Source organism: Microbacterium sp. LS_15, from assembly GCF_041954735.1.
Lineage (GTDB): Bacteria > Actinomycetota > Actinomycetes > Actinomycetales > Microbacteriaceae > Microbacterium.
On record NZ_JAVAYD010000014.1, the window covers coordinates 1 to 21,119 of the forward strand.

Sequence of the window (21,119 nt, forward strand, 5' to 3'; positions counted from 1 at the left end):
TACTTGAAGACCCCGTACAGCCCGACCGCGAAGGCCGCCATCGCGCCGATCGCCATCGGGTACCCGAAGGTCCACTGCAGTTCCGGCATCCCCTCGAAGTTCATCCCGTAGACGGTGCCGACGAGGGTCGGGGCGAAGATGATCGCCGCCCACGACGAGATCTTCTTGATCTCGTCGTTCTGCGCGAGCCCGGCCTCCGACTGCCGTCGCGCGACGAGCGCCGACTGCACGGTGAGCGCGTTCTCGAGGATCGCCCGGAACGAGTCGATCTTCTCCTGCACGCGGATGACGTGGTCGAGCACGTCGCGCAGCGACCGCTGCAACTCCTCGTCGATGCGGTACTTGTCCGATCCTCGACGCAGCCACTGCAGCATCCCGGCCAGCGGGTGCACGGCGCGCTGGAACCCGATGACCTCGCGCGACAACTCGTAGATGCGGCGGGAGAGGGCGTCGTCGTCGCTGTCGCCGAACAGCTGGTCCTCGATCTCGTCGATGTCGTTCTCGAGTCCGGCGACGATCGGCTCGTACTCGTCGACGACCTCGTCGAGGATCGCGTACAGCACCGCCTCGGGCCCCATCGCGAGCAGCTCGGGGTTCGCCTCCATGCGCCGCCGCACGGCGGCGAGGTTCGGCGACTCGGCGTGCCGGATGGTCACGACGAAGTCGGGTCCGATGAACAGGTGCAGTTCGCCGAACTCGATCGACTCCTCCTTGTCGCGGTATCGCGCCGGACGCAGCACGGCGAACAGGGTGTCGCCGTAGCGCTCGACCTTCGAGCGCTGGTGCCCGGAGAGCGCATCCTCGACGGCGAGCGGATGCAGGTCGAACTCGCGCGCGACCGATTCGACCTCCTGCGGGCTCGGGCGGTACAGCCCGATCCAGGCGATGCCGCCGAGCGCGCCGAGGGTGCGCGACGTGTCGTCGAGGTTGTGCAGGGTCTCCACGCGACGTCCGTGGACGTACACGCCGTTGTCGATGAGGGCCATGATGCGGCCTCCGTTCTCGCAGGCGCTCGCCGCGAAGGGTCGGCGGCGTGCGCAGGAATCGTCAGGGGCGGATGACGCCGCCGACGCTGCGGAGGACGTGCGCGGGCGCGGAGCGGATGCTCAACGCGCGAGCGCAGGGAGTCGCGACGCAGCGGTGGCGGCGTCGTAACTATCACCGGACATCGCCATCACCGCCTTTCGGACTCCTCGGGGGTCGGACGCGAGCGCGTCCGGCGAGCCATGTTACTCCACCTTCCCGACGAGCCGGGCCGCGGGGGCCGGGCCGCGGGGGCTGGGCCGCGGGAGCCGGGCCGCGGGGCCCGGCCCCAGCAGGGCCGATCAGCCCAGGGCGACGACCTGCCCACCCGAGGCGGCGGACGCCTGCGCGGCCGTCACGATCTCGACGGTGCGGATGCCGACGCCGGCGTCGGGCTGCGGCTGCCGCCCCTCGCGCACGGCGGCGACGAACTCGTCGAGCAGCAGCGCGTCGAGATCGGCGCCCACCGGCGTCCACGTCTCGCCGCTCGCATCGTGCCCGGCGACGCCCTTCGCGAACGGGCTCACCGTGACGGTGCCGCGCTCGGCGACGACCTGCAGCGTCACTCCGCCCCAGGTCGGCGAGCTCATCGGCCAGCTCCACGAGCAGTCGATCGTCGCGATCACACCGCTCGGGTAGCCGATCGTCACCAGCCCGCCCGTCTCGACGGCGAGGTCGCGCTGCGCGTGCAGGATGCCGTTCGACACGGCCCTGACCGACGACGCCCGCTCGCCGAGCAGCTCGTCGAGCAGGTCGGCGCAGTGCACGACGTGATCGACGAGCGCGCCGCCGCCCGCGAGGTCCGGATCGGTGAACCAGGCGCGGTCTCCCGGCAGCTTGCCGTTGTTGACGCCGGTGACGGAGAGGATGCGGCCCAGTCGTCCCGCGCGCAGCTCGGCGAGGGCGTCGCGCACGACGGGGGAGAACCGCACGGGGTACGCGACCATGAGCATCACACCCGCCTCGTCGCACGCGCGCTGCATCGCGACCGCGTCGTCGACGGTCGTGGCGAGCGGCTTCTCGCACAGCACGTGCGCACCGGCGCTCGCCGCCCGTTCGACGAGTTCACGGTGCCGCGAGTTCTCGACCGCGATCACGACGGCATCCGGCTTCCACGCGAATGCGGCGTCGTAGTCGTCGACGTAGGAGACACCGAGCTCGGTGGCGAGGTCGGCGCCGCGCAGCGCATCGTCGGGGGCCGCGGCGCCGTCGGGATCGGTGGCGATGAGCTCGATCCCGGGCATCGCCTGCAGCGCGTGCACGTAGCTGAGGGCGTGCGTGTGGGCGAACGAGAGCACGGCGATGCGCAGCGGAGCGGTCATCGGACGACCTCCTCGGACGAGACGACGGCGACCGGGGCGCCGGACGCGATCGACGCCATCGCCGCCTCCGCCACGGCCACCGCGCGGATGCCGTCGGCGGGGTCCACCCGCGCGTCCCTGTGCTCGCGCACGGCGGCGACGAAGTCGGCGATCTCGGCGTAGTACGGGCTCTCCTGCGGCGACATCGGCGGCAGGTAGTCGGTCGCGGTGTCGTCGAGCACGGCATCCGTGCGCTGGGTGCGGTCCTCGGCGCTGTCGTACCGCAGGCGCCCGTCGGACCCGGCGACCTCGACGCTCGTGCGGAACGGCATGCCGGGGAGCCCCCAGCTCGCGTGCACGTGGCTGATCACACCGCTGCGGTGCGTGAGCACGACGTGCGACGACACGGGCACCGGCACCCGGTCGTCGACCGTCGGCGGGTTCTGCACCGCGTAGACGGTGTCGACGGGGCCGGCGAACCACAGCGCCTGGTCGAGGTCGTGGATCATGAGGTCGCGGATGACGCCTCCGCCCGCCCGCTCCGAGAAGAACCAGGGCGACGGGGGTGCGGACCCGGTGCGGCTGAACCTCTGCACGGCGATCTGGCCGATGCGGCCGGCGTCGACGGCATCCTTGATCGCCGCGTACTGGGCCATGTACCGCACGACGTGGGCGGGGAAGAGCCGCACGCCCGCCTCTTCGGCGGCGGCTGCGACCTGCGCGGCGGCCTCGGCCGTCGCAGCGAGCGGCTTCTCGCAGATCACGTCGCGTCCTCTGGCGATCGCGCGCAGTGCGAAGTCGGCGTGCGTGCTGCTGGGCGTGACGATGTCGACCAGGTCGACCAGGTCGATGAGCGCGTCGACGTCGGCGATGACCTCGAAGCCGTATTCGGCGGCGATCTCCTCCGCCCCGTCGAGCGAGGTCACGTATCCGCGGGCGCCGAGGGCCCGCCAGGCGTCGGCGTGGACGCGCGAGATGCCTCCGGCGCCGATGAGTCCGACCGTCAGCGTGCTCACTGCTTCTCCTCTGCGGGGTGGGTCGCCGACTCGGGGGCCAGCGGGGTGATGGGCGGCACCGGCATGTCGTCGATGCCGTAGATGCTCGCGGCGTGACGGCGGAACGCGTGCACGACCGCACCGTGAGCGGCGGCCTCGGCGCCCAGCCGCGCCTCGGCCAGGGGCACTTGGAACGGGAGTCCGAGATGGCCGGGCAGGGCGGCCCGCAACGGGTCGAGCAGCTGCTCGTGCGCGGCCGACAGTCCGCCGCCGATCACGATCATGGCCGGATCGACGGTCATGATGAGGGTCGCGATGCCGTGGGCGAGCTCATCGATGAAGGCGTCCAGCTCGTGCTGCGCATCGGCGTCGCCCGAGCGGGCGAGGGCGAAGACCTCGGCAGCGGATCGCGCGGTGCGCCACGTGATCTGACCCGTCTCGGTGTTCAGCCCGCGGAACGCGAGGCGCCCGATGTCGCCGGCGGCGTTGTGGATGCCGCGACGCGGCCGACCGCCCAGGATGAGCCCCATCGAGATGCGGTTGCCCACCGACAGGTAGACGACGTCGTCGACGAGCTGGGCGACGCCGAGGTGGTGTTCGGCGACCGCGGCGAGACGCACGCCGTTGTCGACGGATACGGGGCAGCCGAAGGCCTGGTGCAGCTGCGCGCCGATGTCGACGCCCGACCACTCGGGGATCACGACCGACATCACGACGCGGCCCGCGTCGTCGACGAGACCGGGGAGCGAGACTCCGATCGCGCGCACTCGCGATGCCGGCACGGAGGCAGCGGCGAGCGTCCGGCGGACGTCGTCGATCACGGCGGCGAGCTTGGCGGCGCCGTCGCTCTGCGCGGCGACCCCGGCGAAGGCCTGCTGGGCGATCACGCGGCCGGTGAGGTCGGCGAGGATGACGCGCACGCTGGCCACGCCGATGTCGATGCCGACGACCGTGCCGGCTGCCGCGTGGAAGGAGTAGTGGCGCGCGGGGCGTCCGGCACCGGCCGACGGTGCGGCCGAGCCCTCGACGATGAGTCCCGACTCGCTGAGGGTGGCGACCGCGTTCTCGACGGAGGTGCGGGAGACCTCGAGCGAGCGTGCGATCTCGTTCACCGTGGCGGCGCCCGCGTCTCGCAGGTGCTGCGCCGAGCGGGCGACGATCGACAGCGGGGTCGGCACGACCATGTGCGGCCTCCTTCTCGTCGTCGCGGGGTGCGATCAAAATAGCACACCCCATTCTCAAATCAAGGTCAGTCGTTTTCCTCCCGGAAACACGGCTGTAACAACAGCTTGAGAAGTTGTACTTGACTAATTATCCCAACCCGATGTCATAATAAACCGTACTCAGCACGGTATGAGCAAAGGAGCACCATGCGCGTCAGCAAGTTCACCGGCGTCGCCGCGGGCATCGCGGCCGCCACCCTGTTGGCCGGATGTTCGGCCGGCGGAGGCGCCACCGCAGAGGGCGAGCAGGACATCACTGTCTGGCTGTACCCGGTCATCGCCGACGAGGCGGCTCACAAGGAGTTCTGGGACTCCACGATCGCCGACTTCGAGAAGGAGAACGAGGGGATCAACGTCTCCTACGAGATCTTCCCGTGGGCGAACCGCGACGAGGCGCTGCAGACGGCCATCGCCGCGGGCAAGGGTCCGGACGTCGTCTACCTGATCCCCGACCAGCTGGCCGCGTACCAGAAGTCGATCGCACCGCTGAACGATCTGCTCAGCGAACAGCGCCAGGACGATCTGCTCCCGAACGTCAAGGACTCCGTCACGATCGACGGCGACATCCTCGGCGCTCCCATCCTCACGAGCGCGCAGCCGCTCATCTGCAACGCCGCCGCGTTCGAGGCGGCCGGCGTCACCGAGTACCCGGAGACGTGGGACGACATCGTCGACATCGCCCCGAAGTTCACGGCGGCCGACATGTACGTGCTGAACTACCCCGCCTCGGCCGAGAACACCCTCAACCTCACCTTCTACCCGCTGCTGTGGCAGGCGGGCGGCGCGGTCTACACCGACGAGGGCGAGGTCGGGTTCGACAGCACGGCGGGCGAGGAGGCACTGACCTTCATCACCGACCTCGCCGAGGCCGGGGCGCTCGACCCCGAGGCGCTCACCACCAACGTCCCGCTCGAGCAGACCGCGATCGCCCAGGGCAAGGTCGCCTGCACCTGGAACAACGGCGTGACCGAGGTCGCACCGTTCTGGGGCGAGGAGAACGTCAAGGTGCTCGCACCGCTCAGCGACGAGGAGTCGGTGGCGTACGGAACGGTCGGCTCGCTCTCGGTGCTCAAGGGCTCCAAGGCGCAGGATGCCGCGGCGGCCTTCGCCGAGTACGCGACGAGCGCCGAGGTCGTCGAGCCGTACCTGACGGCGGCCGGCTACTTCTCGGCTCTCAGCATCACGGAGCCGCTGTACGCCGACGACCCGCTGCTCGGCGAGGTCGAGAAGTACGTCCCCGACACGACGGTCGGCGAGCTGAACGCCAGCTCCCGCGCGCTGATGGGCGTGCTCGCGCCCGAGATCCAGGCGGCGCTGCTCGGCCAGAAGTCGCCGGCCGATGCGCTGAAGGATGCCGCGAGCGCGGCCGCCCCGCTCATCAAGTAGCCCCCATCGGGGGTGCGCGGCGATCGCCGTGCACCTCCGTCCCCCTTCGATCACCGAGGTGAGGTCTCCTGATGACGACGGCAACCATCGCGAAGCGACCACCGGGTCGGGTGGCGCGGGTCCTGGCCAGGCGCGAGGCGCGCGTGGCGTTCCTGTTCGTGCTGCCCGCGTTCCTGCTCTTCATCGCGTTCCGGTTCGGCCCGAGCATCGCCGGCGTCGCGTTGAGCTTCTTCGACTACGACATCTCCGGCGAGGTGGCGTGGCGGGGTCTCGATCACTTCCAGCGTCTCGTCGCCGATCCGCTGTTCTGGCGGGCGATGGGCACCACTCTCATCTACACGGTGTTCGCCGTGCCGATCTCGTTGGCGCTGTCGACGATCATGGCGCTCGGCGTGCGGCGCGCGTTCCGCGGCGCACGGTTCTTCCGCTCGATCTTCTTCCTGCCGGTCATCACCTCGCTCGTGCTCGCCGGGAGCATCTTCGTCTGGATCTTCTCGAGCAACGGCCCCTGGTCGCAGCTCATGGCTCCGCTGGGACTCGGCGGTTCGTGGCTCGGCAGCACCGTGCTCGTCATCCCCGCGATCGTCGTCGTGGGCGTCTGGTCGCGGTTCGGCTACGGCATGATGATCGTCATCGCCGCGCTGCAGGACGTGCCCCGGGAACTCGAGGAGGCCGCGCTGGTCGACGGCGCGAACGCGTGGAACCGCTTCCGGTACATCGTGTTCCCGTACCTGCGCCCCACCTTCTTCTTCCTCGCGGTGATCGAGACGACCGCGGCCTTCCAGGTCTTCGACGTCATCTACGTCATGACCCAGGGCGGTCCGGCGAACGCCAGCTACTCGCTCGTCTACCTGCTGTACGACCAGGGCTTCCGGTACTTCGACTACGGCTATGCGGCCGCGGTCGGCGTCGCCCTGTTCATCATGACCCTCGCGGTCGCCCTCATCCAGCGCCTCGTGATCGGAAAGCAGAAATGACCGCCCTGATCCAGCCGCCCACGCAGACGCCGGTCTCGGCGCCTCCGAAGAAGCCGGCCGCCCCGCGCCGCCACCGGTCGTTCCGTGCCCTCGAACCGACCCGCATGGGTGTGGTCGTACGGTGGATCTGGCTGAGCATCGCCGGCATCCTGAGCTTCTTCCCCTTCTACGCGATGGTCGTGCTGAGCCTCAAGCCGGGGCTGGTCGTCGAGCTCCCGGGCTCGCTGCTGCCGTGGACCGACATCTCGTTCGAGTCGTACGAGCAGGTGCTCGGCGGCCAGAACATCCTCGGCTGGCTGTGGAACACGGTCGTCTACTCCCTCGTGTCGGTCGTGGCCGTGCTGTTCCTCTCGGCGATGGCCGGATACGCCTTCGCCAAGAAGCGGTTCGCCGGCAAGGAGGTGATGTTCTGGTCGTTCCTCGCGATGGTGATGGTGCCGTTCCACGTCACCCTCATCCCGACCTTCATCCTCATGGCGAACCTGGGCGGCATCGACACCTACTGGGGCCTCATCCTGCCGACGCTCGCCAATGCGCAGGCCGTGTTCCTCATGCGGCAGTTCATCCAGGGGCTGCCCGACGAGCTCTTCGAGGCCGCCCGCATCGACGGCGCGGGCGAGTTCCGGATCTTCCTGCGCATCGTGCTGCCGTTGTGCAAGCCGATCCTCGCGACCCTCGGCATCTTCGTGTTCCTCTGGCACTGGAACGACTTCCTGTGGCCGCTCATCATCGCGAAGTCCAACTCGATGTTCACGCTCACCGTCGGCATCTCGTCTCTGCAGCAGCAGAACGTGCCGCTGAGCACCATGCTCGCCGGATCCGTCGTCGCGCTGCTGCCCATCTTCCTCGCTTACCTCATCGCCCAGAGGTACGTGCAGGAGGGCGTCACCGGCACGGGCATCAAGGGCTGAGAAGAAAGGGAATCACCACGTGACTCAGCACGCATTCACCTCGGAGGCGCACCTCGAGGAGGTACTCTCGACACCCTCCGACGCGCTCATCGCCGATCTGGCCCAGGGCTCGGGCGACCTCGTCATCCTCGGCGCAGGCGGCAAGATGGGCCCGACCCTCGCGATGCTCGCGCGTCGGGGCATGGACGCCGCGGGGCGGGAGAAGGATGCCGTCTACGCGGTGTCGCGGTTCGGCGACGCCGAGATCCGCGAGCGCCTCGACGCTGCCGGCGTCACCGTCGTGCCGTTCGACCTCATCGACAACGACGACTTCAGCGGTCTTCCCGACGCCCCGAACGTCGTGTTCATGGTGGGGGCTAAGTTCGGCGCGGCGACCAATGCGTCGTGGGCGTGGGAGGTCAACGCCGCTCTGCCCGACCGCGTCGCCCGGCGCTACCGCGACAGCGCCATCTCGGTGCTCTCGACCGGCAACGTGTACCCGTTCGTGCCCGCCGCATCCGGCGGTGCCTCCGAGCAGCTGACGCCGGCGCCGATCGGCGAGTACGCGCAGTCGTGTCTCGGGCGCGAACGCGTCTTCGAGTTCGGCGCGCAGGAGCGCGGCACCCGCGTGGCGATCATCCGACTCAACTACGCGATCGACCTGCGCTACGGGGTGCTCGCCGACATCGGCAGCGCCGTGCATGCGGGTCAGCCCGTGTCTCTCGCGACGGCGAACGTCAACGTGGTGTGGCAGGGGTATGCGAACGAGGTCGTGCTGCGCAGCCTCGTGCACGCCTCGACCGACCCGTTCACCATCAACCTGACCGGCCCCGAGCTGCTGAGCGTCGAGTCGATCGCCCGGCGCTTCGGCGAGCTGTTCGAGCGCGAGGTGACGCTCGTCGACGAGCCGCAGCCGACCGCGCTCCTCAGCGACGCCCGCCGCTGCATGGCGCTGTTCGGCTACCCCTCCGTCGCCGCGGAGACGCTGATCGGTCTGCAGGCCGAGTGGATCACCGCCGGACTTCCGATGATCGCCAAGCCCACGAAGTGGGCCGTGCGGGACGGCAGGTTCTGATGCGCGGGTACGCTGCGCACACCTCGACCGTGCCGGTGCTCCGCGCGGAGGCCGCCGCGACCCTCGCGCAGGGGGCCGTGATCCCGGCGCATCCGCTCGCCCTGACCGCCGATCGCACGCTCGACGAGCGCCGCCAGCGCGCACTGACCCGGTACTACCTGGATGCGGGAGCCGGCGGCCTCGCGGTGGGCGTGCACACGACCCAGTTCGAGATCCGCGACCCCGAGCATGCTCTGTTCGAGCCGGTGCTCGCGCTCGCGGCGGAGGAGATGGACGCACGGGCCGACGCCGCTGTCGTGCGTATCGCCGGCGTGGCCGGCGACACCGCGCAGGCCGTCGCCGAGGCCGAGCTCGCGCGCTCTCTCGGCTACGACGCGGTGCTGGTGAGTCCGCGGGTCGCCGGCGCCGACGATCGGGCTCTGCTCGACCGGGCGCGCGCGGTGGGCGAGGTGCTGCCGATCGTCGGCTTCTACCTGCAGACCGCGATCGGCGGTCCCGTGCTCGATCGGGAGTTCTGGCGCGAGTTCGCCACGATCCCCGCGGTCGTGGCGGTCAAGGCCGCGCCGTTCGACCGGTACCGCACGCTGGAGCTGGTGCGCGGCGTCGCCGCTTCCGGGCGCGCCGACGAGATCGCCCTGTACACGGGCAACGACGACGCGATCGTCGCCGACCTGCTGTCGGAGTTCCACGTCGAGTCGCCGGACGGGCCGCGCACGCTGCGCTTCGTCGGCGGGCTGCTGGGGCAGTGGGCCGTGGGCACGAAGGCCGCGGTCGACCTGCTCGCCCGGGCCAGGACGGCCATGGAGGGGGATGCCGTCGCCTACCGCGAACTGGGGCTCGTCGCGTCCGACATGGTCGATGTGAACCAGGCCGTGTTCGACCCGGGCAACGACTTCCACGGCGTGATCGCCGGGGTGCACGAGCTGCTGCGTCAGCAGGGCCTGCTCGAGGGCACCTGGTGCCTCGATCCCGCCGAAGGGCTCTCGCCCGGGCAGGCCGAGGAGATCCGGCGCGTGCGCCTGGCCTACCCCGACCTGAACGACGACGCCTTCATCGCCGAGAACCTCGAGGTCTGGCTGGCATGAGCGCCGCACCGGTCGTCGTCGTCGCCGCTGTGCCGGCACCGCTGTTCGCCGAGCTGTTCTCGCGCGACGACGAGCAGCGCCTGCACGCCGCTGCACGCGCGCTCGGCGGCGCCTTCGCGCGGGTCGACGCACTCGACGACGCCGCACTCGACGACGCCCGACTCGACGGCGCCCGACTCGACGACGCCCGACTCGACGGCGCCCGCGTGGTGCTGACCAGCTGGGGTGCTCCGCCGTTCGACGAGGCGCTGCTCGCGCGGCTCCCGAAGCTGCAGGTCGTCGCGCACATCGGCGCATCGGTGAAGGCCTTCGCGACCGACGCGCTCTTCGACCGCGGCGTGGTCGTGACGCAGGCCGGTGCGGCGATGGCGCGACCGGTGGCCGAGGTGTCGCTGGCGTTCACGCTGGCGCTGCTGCACCGCATCCCGAGCATGCACAACGCCCTGCGCAACGCGGCGGGCTGGGACGACGCCGGCCCCGGCGGCGCGCAGCACGAGATCCTCGGTGCGCCGATCGCCGTGATCGGCGCCTCGCGCACGGGTCGTGCGTACCTGGAGCTCGTGCGGCTGCTCGGGGCGGAGCCCCTGCTCGTGGATCCGACCCTCGGCGCCGCGCAGGCCGCCGCTCTCGGCGCCGAGCTGCTGCCCCTCGACGAGGCGCTGCGCCGAGCCCGCATCGTCGCGGTGCACGCGCCCACCCTGCCCGAGACCCACCACCTCATCGGGCGACGCGAGCTCGCACTCATGCCGGACGGCGCCGGACTCGTGAACACCGCCCGATCCTGGCTGGTCGACGAGGGGGCGCTGCTCGACGAGGTGCGCAGCGGACGCCTGAGTGCGGCGATCGACGTGTTCGACGAGGAGCCGCTGCCGGCCACCAGCCCCTTCCGCGGACTCCCGCACGTGCTGCTCACCCCGCACCGCGCCGCCGGCACGGTCGAGGGTCGTCTGCGCCAGGGCCGCATCGTGGCCGACGAGATCACCGCCTTCGCGGAGGGCCGGCCGCTGGTCGAAGCCGTCGATCGAGCCCAGCTGGCGTCGATGGCATGACGACGTCGCCGCAGCGCGTGGCCTTCGCCGGTCTCGCGCACTCCCATCCCGACACCGATGCGACCCACCTCCGCGCACTCGGCGGCGAGGTCGTGGGCGTGTACGACGACGACCACCTCGCGGCGGCGGCTTTCGCGGGGCGGCACGGCACGGCATCCGTCGGCTCACCGGCCGACCTGCTCGCGCTCGGTCCGGATCTCGTGATCGCCACGCCGCGGACGCACGAGGCGGCGGCGCTGATCCGGGTGCTGCAGGACGGCGTGACACCGGTGTTCGTGAACAAGGTCGTGGCCGCCACCGCGGCGCAGCTCCACGAGTGGTCGGATGCCGCAGACCCCGCGCTCGTCGGAACGAGCTCGGTGCTGCGCTTCGCGCCCGCTCTCGCCGCGCTCCGCGCCGAAGTCGAGCACGCGGAGGTGCTCGCAGTGCGAGTGCGGGCGCAGCACGACGCGGCCGGGTTCCGTACGCCGGAGCGCGACTGGCAGGACGCGCCGGATCTCGGAGGCGGGATCCTGGCGTCCGTGGGCGTGCACGCCTGGGAGATGGTCGACGTCGTGGTGCCCGGCGCACGGCTGACCTCGGGCACCGGCTGGACGCGCCGGGCCGCGGGATCGCCGTACTCGGAGGATGCCGCGGGCCTCGATGTCCGCGTCTCCGTCGGCGGGCGCGAGCTGCCCGCGCAGGTATCGCTGTCGGGGATCCCCGGCCCGGATGCCTATGCGATCGACGTCGTCACGACCGACGGGCTCCGCTCGTGCGTGCTCGATGTCGAGAACCCCCATGCTGCCCTCGGCTTCGAGGGACTGATCGGCGCCCTGCTCGATGCGAGTGCTGATCGACGCGTCGTCGCCCCGTGGCGTTCGGCGCAGGTCGTCGTCGAGAACACCGTGCGCGCAGCGCAGCTCGCGCGCTCCGGTGACGGCGGGGACTCGTGGTGACGCAGGAGAGGTACCGGATGCCGCGTGCCGACCGGCCGGTCGCACGCCCGACAGCGGCGATGCCGCCGCACGAAGGGACGACAGCATGACGATCACGAACGAGGACAGGACCGAGACCGCCGCGTTCCGCAGCCGGCGGATGCTGCTCGCCGGCTTCGGTGCCGCAGCGCTGGGCGGGGTGGCGGCGGTCGCGAGCCACGCGCCCGCGCAGGCCGCTGGCCCGGTGGCTCCGCTGAGCGCAGCGACGTCGAAGGCCGTCGGCACCGCCGAGACCGCCGCCGACCTCGCCGGACTCAAGGGCAAGGACGGTGATCTCGTGCGCACGTCCGGGTACGCGGCACCGGGCGACGGCGGGCACGGGCTCTATCGCTTCGTGAAGAAGGACGCACCGGCCGTGAACGGAGGCACCGTGCTCGCCGCGAAGAAGGAGGGAGCGTGGCTGCTCGTGCACTCCGGCGTCGTGGAGTTCCGGCAGTTCGGGCTGTTCGACGCCTCCGCGCCCGCCGACGACGCCCTCGACGCGATGGTCGGAGACCTCTCGATCCACCGCATCGAGGCGCACACCGACCTGAACTTCGTGCGACGGCACCGCTTCACCCGCTCGAACCTGGCCTTCGACTTCGGCAACAACCTCATGACCACCGTCGGCATCGAGAACGCCCCGAAGGACGACCCGTTCGCCGCGGTCATGTTCTTCCGCGGCGAGGTGACGGATGCCGTGCAGGAGGCGAAGCTCGGAGAGAACGTGCCCGACCTGGCCGACGTCTTCCCCGTCGCGGACTCGTCGTTCTTCGCCGTGGGCAGCTGGTACGCCGCCGAGGTGAACGGCCTCGCCGGTCGGTGGGAGCGCGAGCTGCAGCGGCTCGTGCAGGTGACCCAGATCGTCGACGGCACCCACATCCGCGTCAACTACAAGAACGGCTGGCCGCTCGGCAAGGACCGCACCATCACGTGGCGGCTCGTGAAGCCCGTGCACGACGTGACGGTGTCGAACCTGCGCTTCCTGGGCGGCGGGGCCGACGAGTACACCGGCTCGCACCCGCTCGCCTTCGAGTACGCGGTGCGCTGCGACGTCGACCACATCGACGGGACAGCGACGTTCTGGCCGCTCATCCAGCGCCGCTGGAACACGTACTTCACGACCGAGAGCTGCAACCTCTCGAACCCGACGTCGGTCACATGGGGCGGCGCCGGGTACCTGACGCAGCAGATCTACTGCCTGTACGGCTACGTCGCGAACTGCCACACCTCGAACGCCCGGCACCTCAACGACTTCACCGCCAGCGCCTACTGCCTCGTCGAGAACTGCCACGGCGACGGCGACGATCAGGGACCGTTCGTGACGCACGGCCAGTACGAGCACGACCTCACCTACACCGGGAATTCGGGCCTCATGACGTTCGCGAACTCGGGCGCGGCCTGGGGCTCGGCGGCCAAGCGCATCACGGTGCGCAAGCACGTCTGCTCGTGGTTCGTCGCTCGGGTGCGCATCACCGATCTCACCCTGGAAGACGTGCAGGTGATCGGCAAGCCCTCGCTCTCCGGCTCAGGGATGCTGTGGATCAACGCCGACGGGGCGCAGCTGCGCGGCTGCACGGCATCCGACACCCTGATCATCACGCAGCAGTCGGATGCGTCGGCTCGGCCGAACGTGATCGCCGACTCGCACTTCACGTTCGTCGCCCCCGGCGAGCTCACGAGTGCGGCGGTCACCACGCCCGTGACCTTCGTCGACACCGTGCTCAGCGGCGTCGGCGGTATGAAGATCACCGGCCCGGGAGCCGTCACGTTCCGCGGGTCGACGCTCACCGCGGCCGACGACGCGGCGCCGATCACCTCGGCGTCCGAGCACCTGCGCTTCGAGGGGTCCACGCTGCGCAACGCCCGCATCGCTGCCGCCCGCGGAGAGCGGCAGGCCGTCGAGATCGCCGGGTCGGACGTCCTGCTGAAGGGTGGTACCGGGGTGACGCGGACCGGTGCCGGGCCGCTGCACCTGACCGTGACCGACAGCACCCTGCGCGCGGAGGGGTCGGCGACGCACGTCTCGCTGAAAACCGGCGCCACGCACTACCGCGCGGTCGGCAACCGTTTCGAGGGCGGCGCGATCGAGCTCGCCGACGGCGCCTTCGGCTCCGAGTCGACCCTCCTGCACACCGGCAATGTCGAATCAGGCGTCACCCGCACGGCGTTCCCCGCCGAGGGCGACCGCGTCGTCGACGCCGCGAACCTCGCGGTCTGAGCATCCTGGTCGCCCCGTGCTGTGCAGGAGATCTCGCGTAACGAAGGAGCTGACGCCCCATCCGCTCCTTCGTTATGAGGGATCTCCTTCGCAGCCGCGCGGGCGCGCGAGGTCAGGATGCCGGGATGCCGACGAGCTCGGCGCTCTTCTGCCACAGCGCCTCGGCGAGGGCGGGGTCGTCGACCTGCGGATTGACGCGGTTCGAGAGGGTGCGTTCGTCGTAGTAGGCGCCCGAGAACCAGGTCTCGTCTGGCGTGCCCTCGATGAACCAGCGCAGGATGCTGCCGCCCTCCTCGACGCCCGTGAGTATGAGCCGGCCGAGGAAGCTGCGGTAGACGAGGCGCATGAGGCTCGACGAGTCGGCCGCGAAGTTCGTGCGCACGGTGCCGGGGTGGAAGGCGACCGCGCTCAGCCCGTCGGCATGGAACCGCGTGTGCAGGCTCTTCGCGAAGAGGACGTTCGCGAGCTTGGCGTCGCCGTAGGCCTTGTTCGCGCTGAAGCGCCGCTCGTTGTCGAGGTCGTCGACGTCGAGGTCGCCGAACAGGCGGTGCCCGACGCTCGACGTGTTGATGACGGCCCCTCGGCTGCGCAGCAGTCGGGGCAGGAGCAGGTTCGTCAGCAGGAACGGTGCGAGATGGTTGACCTGGATGGTCTTCTCGTGGCCGTCGACGGTGGGGGTGCGGTCGCCGAAGATGCCGCCGGCGTTGTTGGCGAGCACGTCGAGGCCGTCGTCACCGAGGAGGTCGTCGATCCGACCGGCCAGCGCCCGCACGTCGTCGAGTCGCGCGAAGTCGGCGGTCAGCGCCTCACCGCCGGTGGCGTCGGCGACCGCGCGGGTCTTCTCGGACGATCGACCGACGAGCAGCAGCCGGTGTCCGGAATCCGCGAGCTGTCGAGCGGCGGCGGCGCCGATGCCGTCGGACGCTCCGGTGATCACGATGGTCTTCGTCACGGGAGTCATGCCTCTGCGTCGGTCGGGGTGATGCGCTGGGCTGCTCTGGTCACGTGCTCGGCGATCACGGCGCGAGCGGTCTCGGGGTCGCGGCCGGCGATGGCATCCACGATTTGCCGGTGGCTGCGCACGTGCTCCTCCTGTTCGGCGGGGTCGAGAGCGGAGTTCGCCGCGTGCAGGAACCCGGCGACGCGGCCGCGCAGGTGCGAGGTGACCTCGTCGAGGAAGCGGTGGTCGGCGAGCTCCGACAGCGTCTCGTGGAACAGCCGGTCCTGCCGCAGCAGCTCGGCGATGTCGCCCTCGGGTACCGCCGCCATCGCCTCGACCACGGAGCCGAGGCGCCCGGCCGCCTCCTCGTCCCACCGCTCCTGCACGCGGATGGCCATGAACTGCTCGAGCACGATCCGCAGGCTCGAGATCTCCTCCAGGTCACGGGCGGTGAGCGCGGCCACGCGGGCTCCGCGGCGCGGTTCGTGCACGACGAGGCGTTCCTGGGCGAGCCTCGTGAGCGCTTCGCGCACGGGGATGTGGCTCACGCCGAGCCGTTCCGCCAGCTTGCGCTCGACGAGTCTCTCGCCGGGGGCGAGTTCCCCGGAATGGATCGCGGAGCGCAGTTCGTCGGCGACCTGTTCGGCGATGTTCTGGTCAGACACGCTGCGCACTCGTATGCCCTCCTCGATGCGCGACGCCGTCAGCGGATGCCGGGGCGCTCCGCTCGATGCTATGGCATTCCCTCCCCCTGCACACCCGAAGGAGTCCGCATGACCACCGCCCCGCTCGCGATCGGCGACAGCATCCGCGTCCCGCGCACGTCGGCGCTCGTCGGCGTGGCCAGGCGCGATGTGACGCCGCCGGTCGGCATCCGCGCGAAGAACTGGGGACCCGCCGACTGGGAGCGGGCGGAGGGCGCCCACCGGCCCTTCGAACTGACCGCGCTCGCGGTGACCGGTGGCGACGGGCGCGCGCGTGTGCTGCTCGCGGTCGACGGCACATGGTGGCGACGGGTGGCCGACGAGATCGGAGTGCGAGGGGCCATCCTCGACGAGCTCGGCCTCGACGCTGATCAGCTCATGCTGTCGCTCTCGCACACGCACGCCGGCGCGGTGCTGTGCGCGGCCGACGCGCATCTCGAGGGCGGCGAGCTGATCCCCGGATACCTCGAGACCCTCGCCGAGCAGGGCATCGCGGCCGGTCGCGAAGCACTCGACTCCGCCCGATCCGGCCTCGTCGAGTGGACGACCGGGCGCTGCGACCTCGCCGCCGATCGCGAGCTCGACCTGGACGGCCGGGCCCTCGTGGGCTGGAACCCGGGAGTCGCCGCCGACGACACCGTGACGATCGGACGGGTGAGCGTCGGCGGGGAGGTGCGCGCGACGATCGTGAACTACGCGTGCCACCCCACCACGCTCGCGTGGCAGAACCGCGAGGTGTCCCCCGACTATGTCGGCGCGATGCGCGAGATCGTCGAGACGGCGACCGGAGCGCCGTGCCTGTTCGTGCAGGGAGCGTCGGGCGAGCTCGCGCCGCGCGAGCAGTACACCGGCGATGTCGCCGTGGCCGACCGACACGGACGATCGCTCGGACACGCGGTGCTCTCGGCCCTCGACGGCCTGCCGCTGCCCGGAGACGAGCTGACCCTCGGCGGGGTCGTCGAGTCCGGCGCACCGCTCGCGATCTGGGAGGGACGCCCGGGGGACGGAGGGGAGGATGCCGCGGGCTCGACGACGACGGTCGACCTGCCGCTCCGCGACCTGCCCACGCTCGATCAGCTCGCCGAGGAGTGGAAGGACATCGATCCGCGCTCGCGCGACGAGCGGCTCGGCCGTGCCCGCAACCTGCGCGAGGGGTACATCGACGGGCCCACCGTCGCGCACCCCGTGTGGGCCTGGCGCCTCGGGGACGCCGTCGTCGTCGGTCATCCCGGCGAGGCGTACTCGCGGCTGCAGACGACGCTGCGCGCCCGGTTCCCCGGCATCCCGATCGTGGTGATGAACCTCACGAACGGCCCGGGCTTCGTGTATATGCCGACTCGGGAGGCCTACGAGCGCGGCGCGTATCAGGCCTGGCAGACGCCCCTCGCCGCGGGCTGCCTCGAGCTTCTCGAGGAGCACGCCTGCGAGGTCGTCGCGGCCCTCCTCGCGCCCGCGTCGCCCGCTCCCTCGCCACCCGCATCCGCCCCGACCAGAGGAGAGAAATGACAGACCATGCGCCCGTCGCCATCGTCACGGGAGGATCCGCCGGCATCGGCTGGGAGATCGGACGCCGCCTCGTGGCAGACGGCTATCGCGTCGTCGCCGCCGACCGGGTGCCGGGCCTCACGGCATCCGATGCGGGCGCTAGCGTGCTGTGGCGCGAGCTCGACGTCACCGACCACGACGCGACCGACCGGGTCTTCGGGGCCATCGAGGCGGAGCTGGGTCCGATCGAGGTGCTGGTGAACAACGCCGGCATCCAGCGCCATCGCGCGATCGAAGACCTCTCCTGGGGCGAGTGGTCGGCCGTGGTCGACGTGAACCTGCACGGCGTGTTCTCGGCGCTGCAGGCAGCCGGACGACGGATGCTGTCGCGCGGCGCCGGCCGGATCGTGAACATCTCGTCGATCTCGTCGCGAGGCTCCGCCGGTCGTGCGCCGTACGCGACGACGAAGGCCGCGGTGATCGGTCTCACGTCGACCGCGGGGGCGGAGTGGGCGGCCCGCGGGGTGCGCGTGAACGCGGTCGCACCCGGTTATGTCGACACGGGCGTCTTCCGCCAGGGTGTCGAGCAGGGAACGCTGAGCCTCGACACGATCCTGTCGCGCATCCCGGCGGGTCGTCTGGCGGAGGCGAGTGAGATCGCGGATGCCGTGAGCTTCCTCGTGTCGGATCAGTCGCGCTATATGAACGGCCAGACGCTCTACGTGGACGGCGGGTTTCTGGTCGACTACGGCGTGCCGCTCGCGAAGAGGCCCGAATGACGGCGGTCGCACGGGTCCACACCGCCACGGCGGTGCTGCCGCTTCCTGCTCCACTGCACCTCGGTGCCATGACGGTGACCCGTCGCGAGTACAGCGCCGTGCGCGTGACCGACGCCGACGGCACGACCGGGGTCGCGTACTGCCTGTCGCGGGAGGCGCCGATGGCCGAGATCGTCGACCGCCTGATCGCTCCGCACGCGATCGGGGCGGATGCCGACGATCCGTCGGCCGCGTGGGATCGGATGCTGCGGGGCAGCGCGATCGTCGGACGCGTGGGCCTCGTACGGCGCGCGATCGGCCTCGTCGACATCGCCTTGTGGGACATCGCCGCTCGCCGGGCGGGAGTGCCGCTGTGGCGGCTCCTCGGGACCGGCGACGCCCCTCGTCGCGCCATGCTCGTCGCGGCGTACCCGTCGCGGGAACGCACTCCCCGCGACGTCGCCGACGAGGTTCTGCGCCAGGCCGCGGGATGGGCGCAGGTCAAGGTGTCGCGCATTCCCGATCCGGCATACATGCGCGAGCTGTTCGTGATCCTCGGTGCGGAGCTGCCGCGGGAGACGGGCCTCGTGGTCGACGTGGGATTCGGATGGCGCGACGCCGACGAGGCCCTCTCCGAGATCGCGCAGTGGGGAGCGCCCGACCTGGCCTGGCTCGAGGATCCGCTCCTGCCCGAGGATGCAGCGGGATGCGCACGGATCCGCGCCGAGAGCGGGCTGCCGCTGTCGGTCGGCGACGAGGTCACCGACCCCGCCGTGCTGCGTGCACTCGTCGAGCAGGGCGGGATCGATGTGCTGCGCCTCGACGTCGTCGCGATCGGCGGCATCACTCCCGCGCGCGAGATCGTGTCGTGGGCGGCGGAGCGCGGCATCCGGGTGTCCGGGCACGTGTATCCGGAGGTCACCGCCCACCTCGGGATCGAGGTGGAGACGTTCGCGCGCGGAGTGAATCCGTACGACCCCGCGCCGAGCTTCGTGACGGGCGGGCCGACGTTCGTGGGCGACGTCCGCCCCGCCGGCGGTCCGGGACTCGGCTTCGGCCTCGACCCGGCCGTCTTCACCTTCGACCGAGAGGAGCGACCATGACATCCGCGCCGAGGAGCGCCGTCGTGACCGGCAGCGGCAAGGGCATCGGCCGGGCGATCGCCGAACGGCTGACCGCCGACGGGTGGACGGTGGTGGGGCTCGAGCGGTCCGCCGGGTCGGGCACCGTCGAGCAGGGGATCGTCGCCGAGGTCGTGGCGGGGGATGCTGCGGACCGCAGCGCCCACGAGCGTGCCGCCGACGCCGCCCTCGCCTACGCGCCCCTGCGCGGCTGGGTCAACAACGCGGGCATCACCAAGCGCACACCCCTGCACGAGCTCGACGAGACGGTGGTGCGCGAGATCCTCGACATCAATGGCCTCGGCTACGTCTGGGGATGCTCGGCGGCGGTCTCGTCGTTCCTCGACCAGGGCGTCGCGGGAGCGATCGTCAACATCGGCTCGATCCACGGCCGCTCCAGCTTCGTCGACCACGCGGCGTACGAGTTCACGAAGGGGGGCATCGACGCGCTCAGCCGCAGTGTGGCCGTGACATATAGCGGACTCGGCATACGCGCGAACACGGTCGCGCCGGGTGGCGTGCGCACGCCGCACCTCGAGGCGCAGATCGCGGCATCCTCCGACCCGGCGGCTGCAGAGCGCGCGCTCGCGGAGGGGCCGCCCATGGGCCGGATCGCCCGCGCCGAGGAGGTCGCGGCTGTCGCGGCGTTCCTGCTCTCTGACGAGGCGCCGTATCTGTCGGGGCAGTCGATCGCGGTCGACGGCGCGTGGACGGCCTCCTTCGGCGAGGTCGTCGTCGACCCGGCGCTCCGCGCCCGCTTCGACGGTCGAGTCAGGCCTTGAGCATCGAGGCGCGGGCGATGAGACCGTCGAGCACGTCGAACGTCGCGATGGTCTCGGTGGCGACGCCCGCGTTCACCACCTGCTCCTGGGCCACGACCCATCGCGATCCGAACAGCACGGTGTGCTCGATCACGCACGACAGCTCGGGGTTCTGCAGCCGGGGTTCGTAGAACGCGCGGATCGCCGTCGCCCCGATGATCGGCTCCGGCGCGACGCCGGTGATCACGGCATCCGCCGCGTAGGTCGCGACGAACGCGTCGAGGTCGTGGGCGTTGAACGCGTCGAGCTGTGCCTGCACGGTGAGCGCGGCCGAGCGGATGCTGTCAGTCAATGCGCACTCCTCCGTTGACGTCGTACGTGGCGCCGGTGATGAAGCCCGCCCGCTCGGAGGCGAGGGAGGCGATGATCCACGCGACGTCGGCCGGCTGTCCGAAGGCGCCGAGGGGGATGGATGCCGCGAGCCGGTCGCGTCCGTCGCCCTGCAGTCGATCGGTGATGGCGCTCGCGACGGGCCCTGGACTGACGGCGTTCACCCGGATGCCCTCGGGGGCGAGGTGGCGCGCGAAGCTGCGGGTGAGTGCGAGGATCGCTCCCTTGCTCGCGGAGTAGTGGAGTCCGGTCTGCAGCGCGCCGACCTGGCCGGCGATCGACGACAGGTTGACGACGGAGCGGTCGCCGTCGGCGGCGCGCAGCAGGGGGAGCGCGCCGCGGGTGAGGAAGAACATGCCGCGCACGTTCGTCTCGAGCACGAAGTCCCACTCCTCGATGTCGATGTCGTCGTACGGGGTGTAGGGGCAGACGCCGCCGTTGTTGATCAGCACGTGCAGCGATCCCCACTCGGCGGTGATCTCCGCGAGCAGTGCGTCGATCGACGCCTGATCGCGCAGGTCGAGCCGTGAGACGCGCACGTCGGGAGAGCCGGCGGCGCGGCACTCGTCGGCGACGCGGGCGGCTTCGGCCTCGCGCCCGGTGTAGGTGATCCAGAGGGCATAGCCCTCGGTGGCGAGTTCGCGGGCGGCTGCGGTTCCGATGCCCGAGCTCGCGCCGGTGGTGAGCGCTCGTCGCTGTGTCATACCTGAACGCTATAGCAAATGTGCGATCCCCCGAAACAATCTCGCGATGTCAATGCTAGATGCTATAGCATCGCA

20 protein-coding genes are annotated in these 21,119 nt (G+C 70.9%); 12 read left to right on the forward strand and 8 right to left on the reverse strand.

Annotation, left to right across the window (positions count from 1 at the left end):
* From RAC69_RS14535 to RAC69_RS14550, 4 genes are all read right to left on the reverse strand, one after another.
* Positions 1–986: magnesium and cobalt transport protein CorA (locus tag RAC69_RS14535; protein WP_375087447.1), on the reverse strand; the 986-nt coding region annotated here is incomplete at its 3' end.
* Positions 987–1,325: 339 nt separating this feature from the next.
* Positions 1,326–2,345 carry a Gfo/Idh/MocA family protein gene (locus RAC69_RS14540; RefSeq protein WP_375087448.1) on the reverse strand — a complete coding sequence of 340 codons (1,020 nt, stop codon included), beginning with the start codon at positions 2,343–2,345 and terminating at the stop codon, positions 1,326–1,328.
* Positions 2,342–3,340 carry a Gfo/Idh/MocA family protein gene (locus tag RAC69_RS14545; RefSeq protein ID WP_375087449.1) on the reverse strand — a complete coding sequence of 333 codons (999 nt, stop codon included), beginning with the start codon at positions 3,338–3,340 and terminating at the stop codon, positions 2,342–2,344. The genes RAC69_RS14540 and RAC69_RS14545 overlap by 4 nt, the downstream gene beginning before the upstream one ends.
* A complete protein-coding gene (locus RAC69_RS14550) occupies positions 3,337–4,503 on the reverse strand; it encodes an ROK family protein (RefSeq protein ID WP_375087450.1) in 1,167 nt (388 codons plus the stop codon). Before RAC69_RS14550 ends, RAC69_RS14545 begins: the two co-directional genes overlap by 4 nt.
* Before the next feature lie 186 nt (positions 4,504–4,689).
* Here RAC69_RS14550 and RAC69_RS14555 point away from each other — a divergent pair, with 186 nt between their 5' ends.
* From RAC69_RS14555 to RAC69_RS14590, 8 genes are all read left to right on the forward strand, one after another.
* Entirely contained in the window at positions 4,690–5,928 is a 1,239-nt protein-coding gene (locus RAC69_RS14555) for an ABC transporter substrate-binding protein (RefSeq protein WP_375087451.1), read from the forward strand.
* Positions 5,929–5,999: 71 nt separating this feature from the next.
* Complete coding sequence (locus RAC69_RS14560) at positions 6,000–6,905, forward strand: sugar ABC transporter permease (protein WP_341935987.1); 906 nt, start codon at positions 6,000–6,002, stop codon at positions 6,903–6,905.
* Positions 6,902–7,816: a carbohydrate ABC transporter permease gene (locus RAC69_RS14565; protein WP_341935986.1), complete on the forward strand. Its 915-nt coding sequence runs from the start codon at positions 6,902–6,904 to the stop codon at positions 7,814–7,816. Before RAC69_RS14560 ends, RAC69_RS14565 begins: the two co-directional genes overlap by 4 nt.
* A 19-nt stretch (positions 7,817–7,835) precedes the next feature.
* A complete protein-coding gene (locus RAC69_RS14570) occupies positions 7,836–8,870 on the forward strand; it encodes an NAD-dependent epimerase/dehydratase family protein (RefSeq protein WP_375087452.1) in 1,035 nt (344 codons plus the stop codon).
* Positions 8,870–9,955: a dihydrodipicolinate synthase family protein gene (locus RAC69_RS14575; RefSeq protein WP_375087453.1), complete on the forward strand. Its 1,086-nt coding sequence runs from the start codon at positions 8,870–8,872 to the stop codon at positions 9,953–9,955. Before RAC69_RS14570 ends, RAC69_RS14575 begins: the two co-directional genes overlap by 1 nt.
* A complete protein-coding gene (locus RAC69_RS14580; protein WP_375087454.1) occupies positions 9,952–11,004 on the forward strand; it encodes a hydroxyacid dehydrogenase in 1,053 nt (350 codons plus the stop codon). Before RAC69_RS14575 ends, RAC69_RS14580 begins: the two co-directional genes overlap by 4 nt.
* Positions 11,001–11,942 (forward strand): hypothetical protein, encoded by a 942-nt coding sequence (locus RAC69_RS14585; protein ID WP_375087455.1) that lies wholly within the window; start codon positions 11,001–11,003, stop codon positions 11,940–11,942. Before RAC69_RS14580 ends, RAC69_RS14585 begins: the two co-directional genes overlap by 4 nt.
* Positions 11,943–12,027: 85 nt before the next feature.
* Positions 12,028–14,181, forward strand: a complete 2,154-nt coding sequence (locus RAC69_RS14590; RefSeq protein ID WP_375087456.1) for a peptidase C14 — start codon at positions 12,028–12,030, stop codon at positions 14,179–14,181.
* A gap of 112 nt (positions 14,182–14,293) precedes the next feature.
* Here RAC69_RS14590 and RAC69_RS14595 read toward each other — a convergent pair whose 3' ends face one another.
* Both RAC69_RS14595 and RAC69_RS14600 read right to left on the reverse strand, forming a co-directional pair.
* Positions 14,294–15,142: an SDR family NAD(P)-dependent oxidoreductase gene (locus tag RAC69_RS14595; RefSeq protein ID WP_375087457.1), complete on the reverse strand. Its 849-nt coding sequence runs from the start codon at positions 15,140–15,142 to the stop codon at positions 14,294–14,296.
* Positions 15,139–15,786: a GntR family transcriptional regulator gene (locus tag RAC69_RS14600; RefSeq protein ID WP_375087458.1), complete on the reverse strand. Its 648-nt coding sequence runs from the start codon at positions 15,784–15,786 to the stop codon at positions 15,139–15,141. Before RAC69_RS14600 ends, RAC69_RS14595 begins: the two co-directional genes overlap by 4 nt.
* Before the next feature lie 108 nt (positions 15,787–15,894).
* Here RAC69_RS14600 and RAC69_RS14605 point away from each other — a divergent pair, with 108 nt between their 5' ends.
* The 4 genes from RAC69_RS14605 to RAC69_RS14620 are packed head-to-tail and all read left to right on the forward strand — an operon-like array spanning position 15,895 to position 19,971.
* Entirely contained in the window at positions 15,895–17,331 is a 1,437-nt protein-coding gene (locus RAC69_RS14605) for a hypothetical protein (protein WP_375087459.1), read from the forward strand.
* On the forward strand, positions 17,328–18,089 hold the full coding sequence (locus RAC69_RS14610) for an SDR family NAD(P)-dependent oxidoreductase (RefSeq protein WP_375087460.1): 762 nt from the start codon (positions 17,328–17,330) through the stop codon (positions 18,087–18,089). Before RAC69_RS14605 ends, RAC69_RS14610 begins: the two co-directional genes overlap by 4 nt.
* On the forward strand, positions 18,086–19,171 hold the full coding sequence (locus RAC69_RS14615; RefSeq protein WP_375087461.1) for an enolase C-terminal domain-like protein: 1,086 nt from the start codon (positions 18,086–18,088) through the stop codon (positions 19,169–19,171). Before RAC69_RS14610 ends, RAC69_RS14615 begins: the two co-directional genes overlap by 4 nt.
* Positions 19,168–19,971, forward strand: coding sequence for an SDR family NAD(P)-dependent oxidoreductase (locus RAC69_RS14620; protein ID WP_375087462.1), 804 nt, complete (start codon positions 19,168–19,170; stop codon positions 19,969–19,971). The genes RAC69_RS14615 and RAC69_RS14620 overlap by 4 nt, the downstream gene beginning before the upstream one ends.
* Here RAC69_RS14620 and RAC69_RS14625 read toward each other — a convergent pair.
* Complete coding sequence (locus RAC69_RS14625) at positions 19,961–20,302, reverse strand: nuclear transport factor 2 family protein (RefSeq protein WP_375087463.1); 342 nt, start codon at positions 20,300–20,302, stop codon at positions 19,961–19,963. The two genes, RAC69_RS14620 and RAC69_RS14625, sit on opposite strands and share 11 nt — an antisense overlap.
* On the reverse strand, positions 20,295–21,044 hold the full coding sequence (locus RAC69_RS14630; RefSeq protein WP_375087464.1) for an SDR family NAD(P)-dependent oxidoreductase: 750 nt from the start codon (positions 21,042–21,044) through the stop codon (positions 20,295–20,297). The genes RAC69_RS14625 and RAC69_RS14630 overlap by 8 nt, the downstream gene beginning before the upstream one ends.
* Positions 21,045–21,119 lie beyond the last annotated feature (75 nt).

Excerpts from the sequence above, each read along its gene's own strand:
- RAC69_RS14555 (WP_375087451.1), top strand. The coding sequence starts at position 4,690 with ATGCGCGTCAGCAAGTTCACCGGCGTCGCCGCGGGCATCGCGGCCGCC.
- RAC69_RS14565 (WP_341935986.1), top strand. The coding sequence starts at position 6,902 with ATGACCGCCCTGATCCAGCCGCCCACGCAGACGCCGGTCTCGGCGCCT.
- RAC69_RS14590 (WP_375087456.1), top strand. The coding sequence starts at position 12,028 with ATGACGATCACGAACGAGGACAGGACCGAGACCGCCGCGTTCCGCAGC.
- RAC69_RS14575 (WP_375087453.1), top strand. The coding sequence starts at position 8,870 with ATGCGCGGGTACGCTGCGCACACCTCGACCGTGCCGGTGCTCCGCGCG.
- RAC69_RS14595 (WP_375087457.1), bottom strand. The coding sequence starts at position 15,142 with ATGACTCCCGTGACGAAGACCATCGTGATCACCGGAGCGTCCGACGGC.
- RAC69_RS14580 (WP_375087454.1), top strand. The coding sequence starts at position 9,952 with ATGAGCGCCGCACCGGTCGTCGTCGTCGCCGCTGTGCCGGCACCGCTG.
- RAC69_RS14630 (WP_375087464.1), bottom strand. The coding sequence starts at position 21,044 with ATGACACAGCGACGAGCGCTCACCACCGGCGCGAGCTCGGGCATCGGA.
- RAC69_RS14540 (WP_375087448.1), bottom strand. The coding sequence starts at position 2,345 with ATGACCGCTCCGCTGCGCATCGCCGTGCTCTCGTTCGCCCACACGCAC.
- RAC69_RS14610 (WP_375087460.1), top strand. The coding sequence starts at position 17,328 with ATGACAGACCATGCGCCCGTCGCCATCGTCACGGGAGGATCCGCCGGC.
- RAC69_RS14615 (WP_375087461.1), top strand. The coding sequence starts at position 18,086 with ATGACGGCGGTCGCACGGGTCCACACCGCCACGGCGGTGCTGCCGCTT.
- RAC69_RS14605 (WP_375087459.1), top strand. The coding sequence starts at position 15,895 with ATGACCACCGCCCCGCTCGCGATCGGCGACAGCATCCGCGTCCCGCGC.
- RAC69_RS14560 (WP_341935987.1), top strand. The coding sequence starts at position 6,000 with ATGACGACGGCAACCATCGCGAAGCGACCACCGGGTCGGGTGGCGCGG.
- RAC69_RS14585 (WP_375087455.1), top strand. The coding sequence starts at position 11,001 with ATGACGACGTCGCCGCAGCGCGTGGCCTTCGCCGGTCTCGCGCACTCC.
- RAC69_RS14620 (WP_375087462.1), top strand. The coding sequence starts at position 19,168 with ATGACATCCGCGCCGAGGAGCGCCGTCGTGACCGGCAGCGGCAAGGGC.
- RAC69_RS14550 (WP_375087450.1), bottom strand. The coding sequence starts at position 4,503 with ATGGTCGTGCCGACCCCGCTGTCGATCGTCGCCCGCTCGGCGCAGCAC.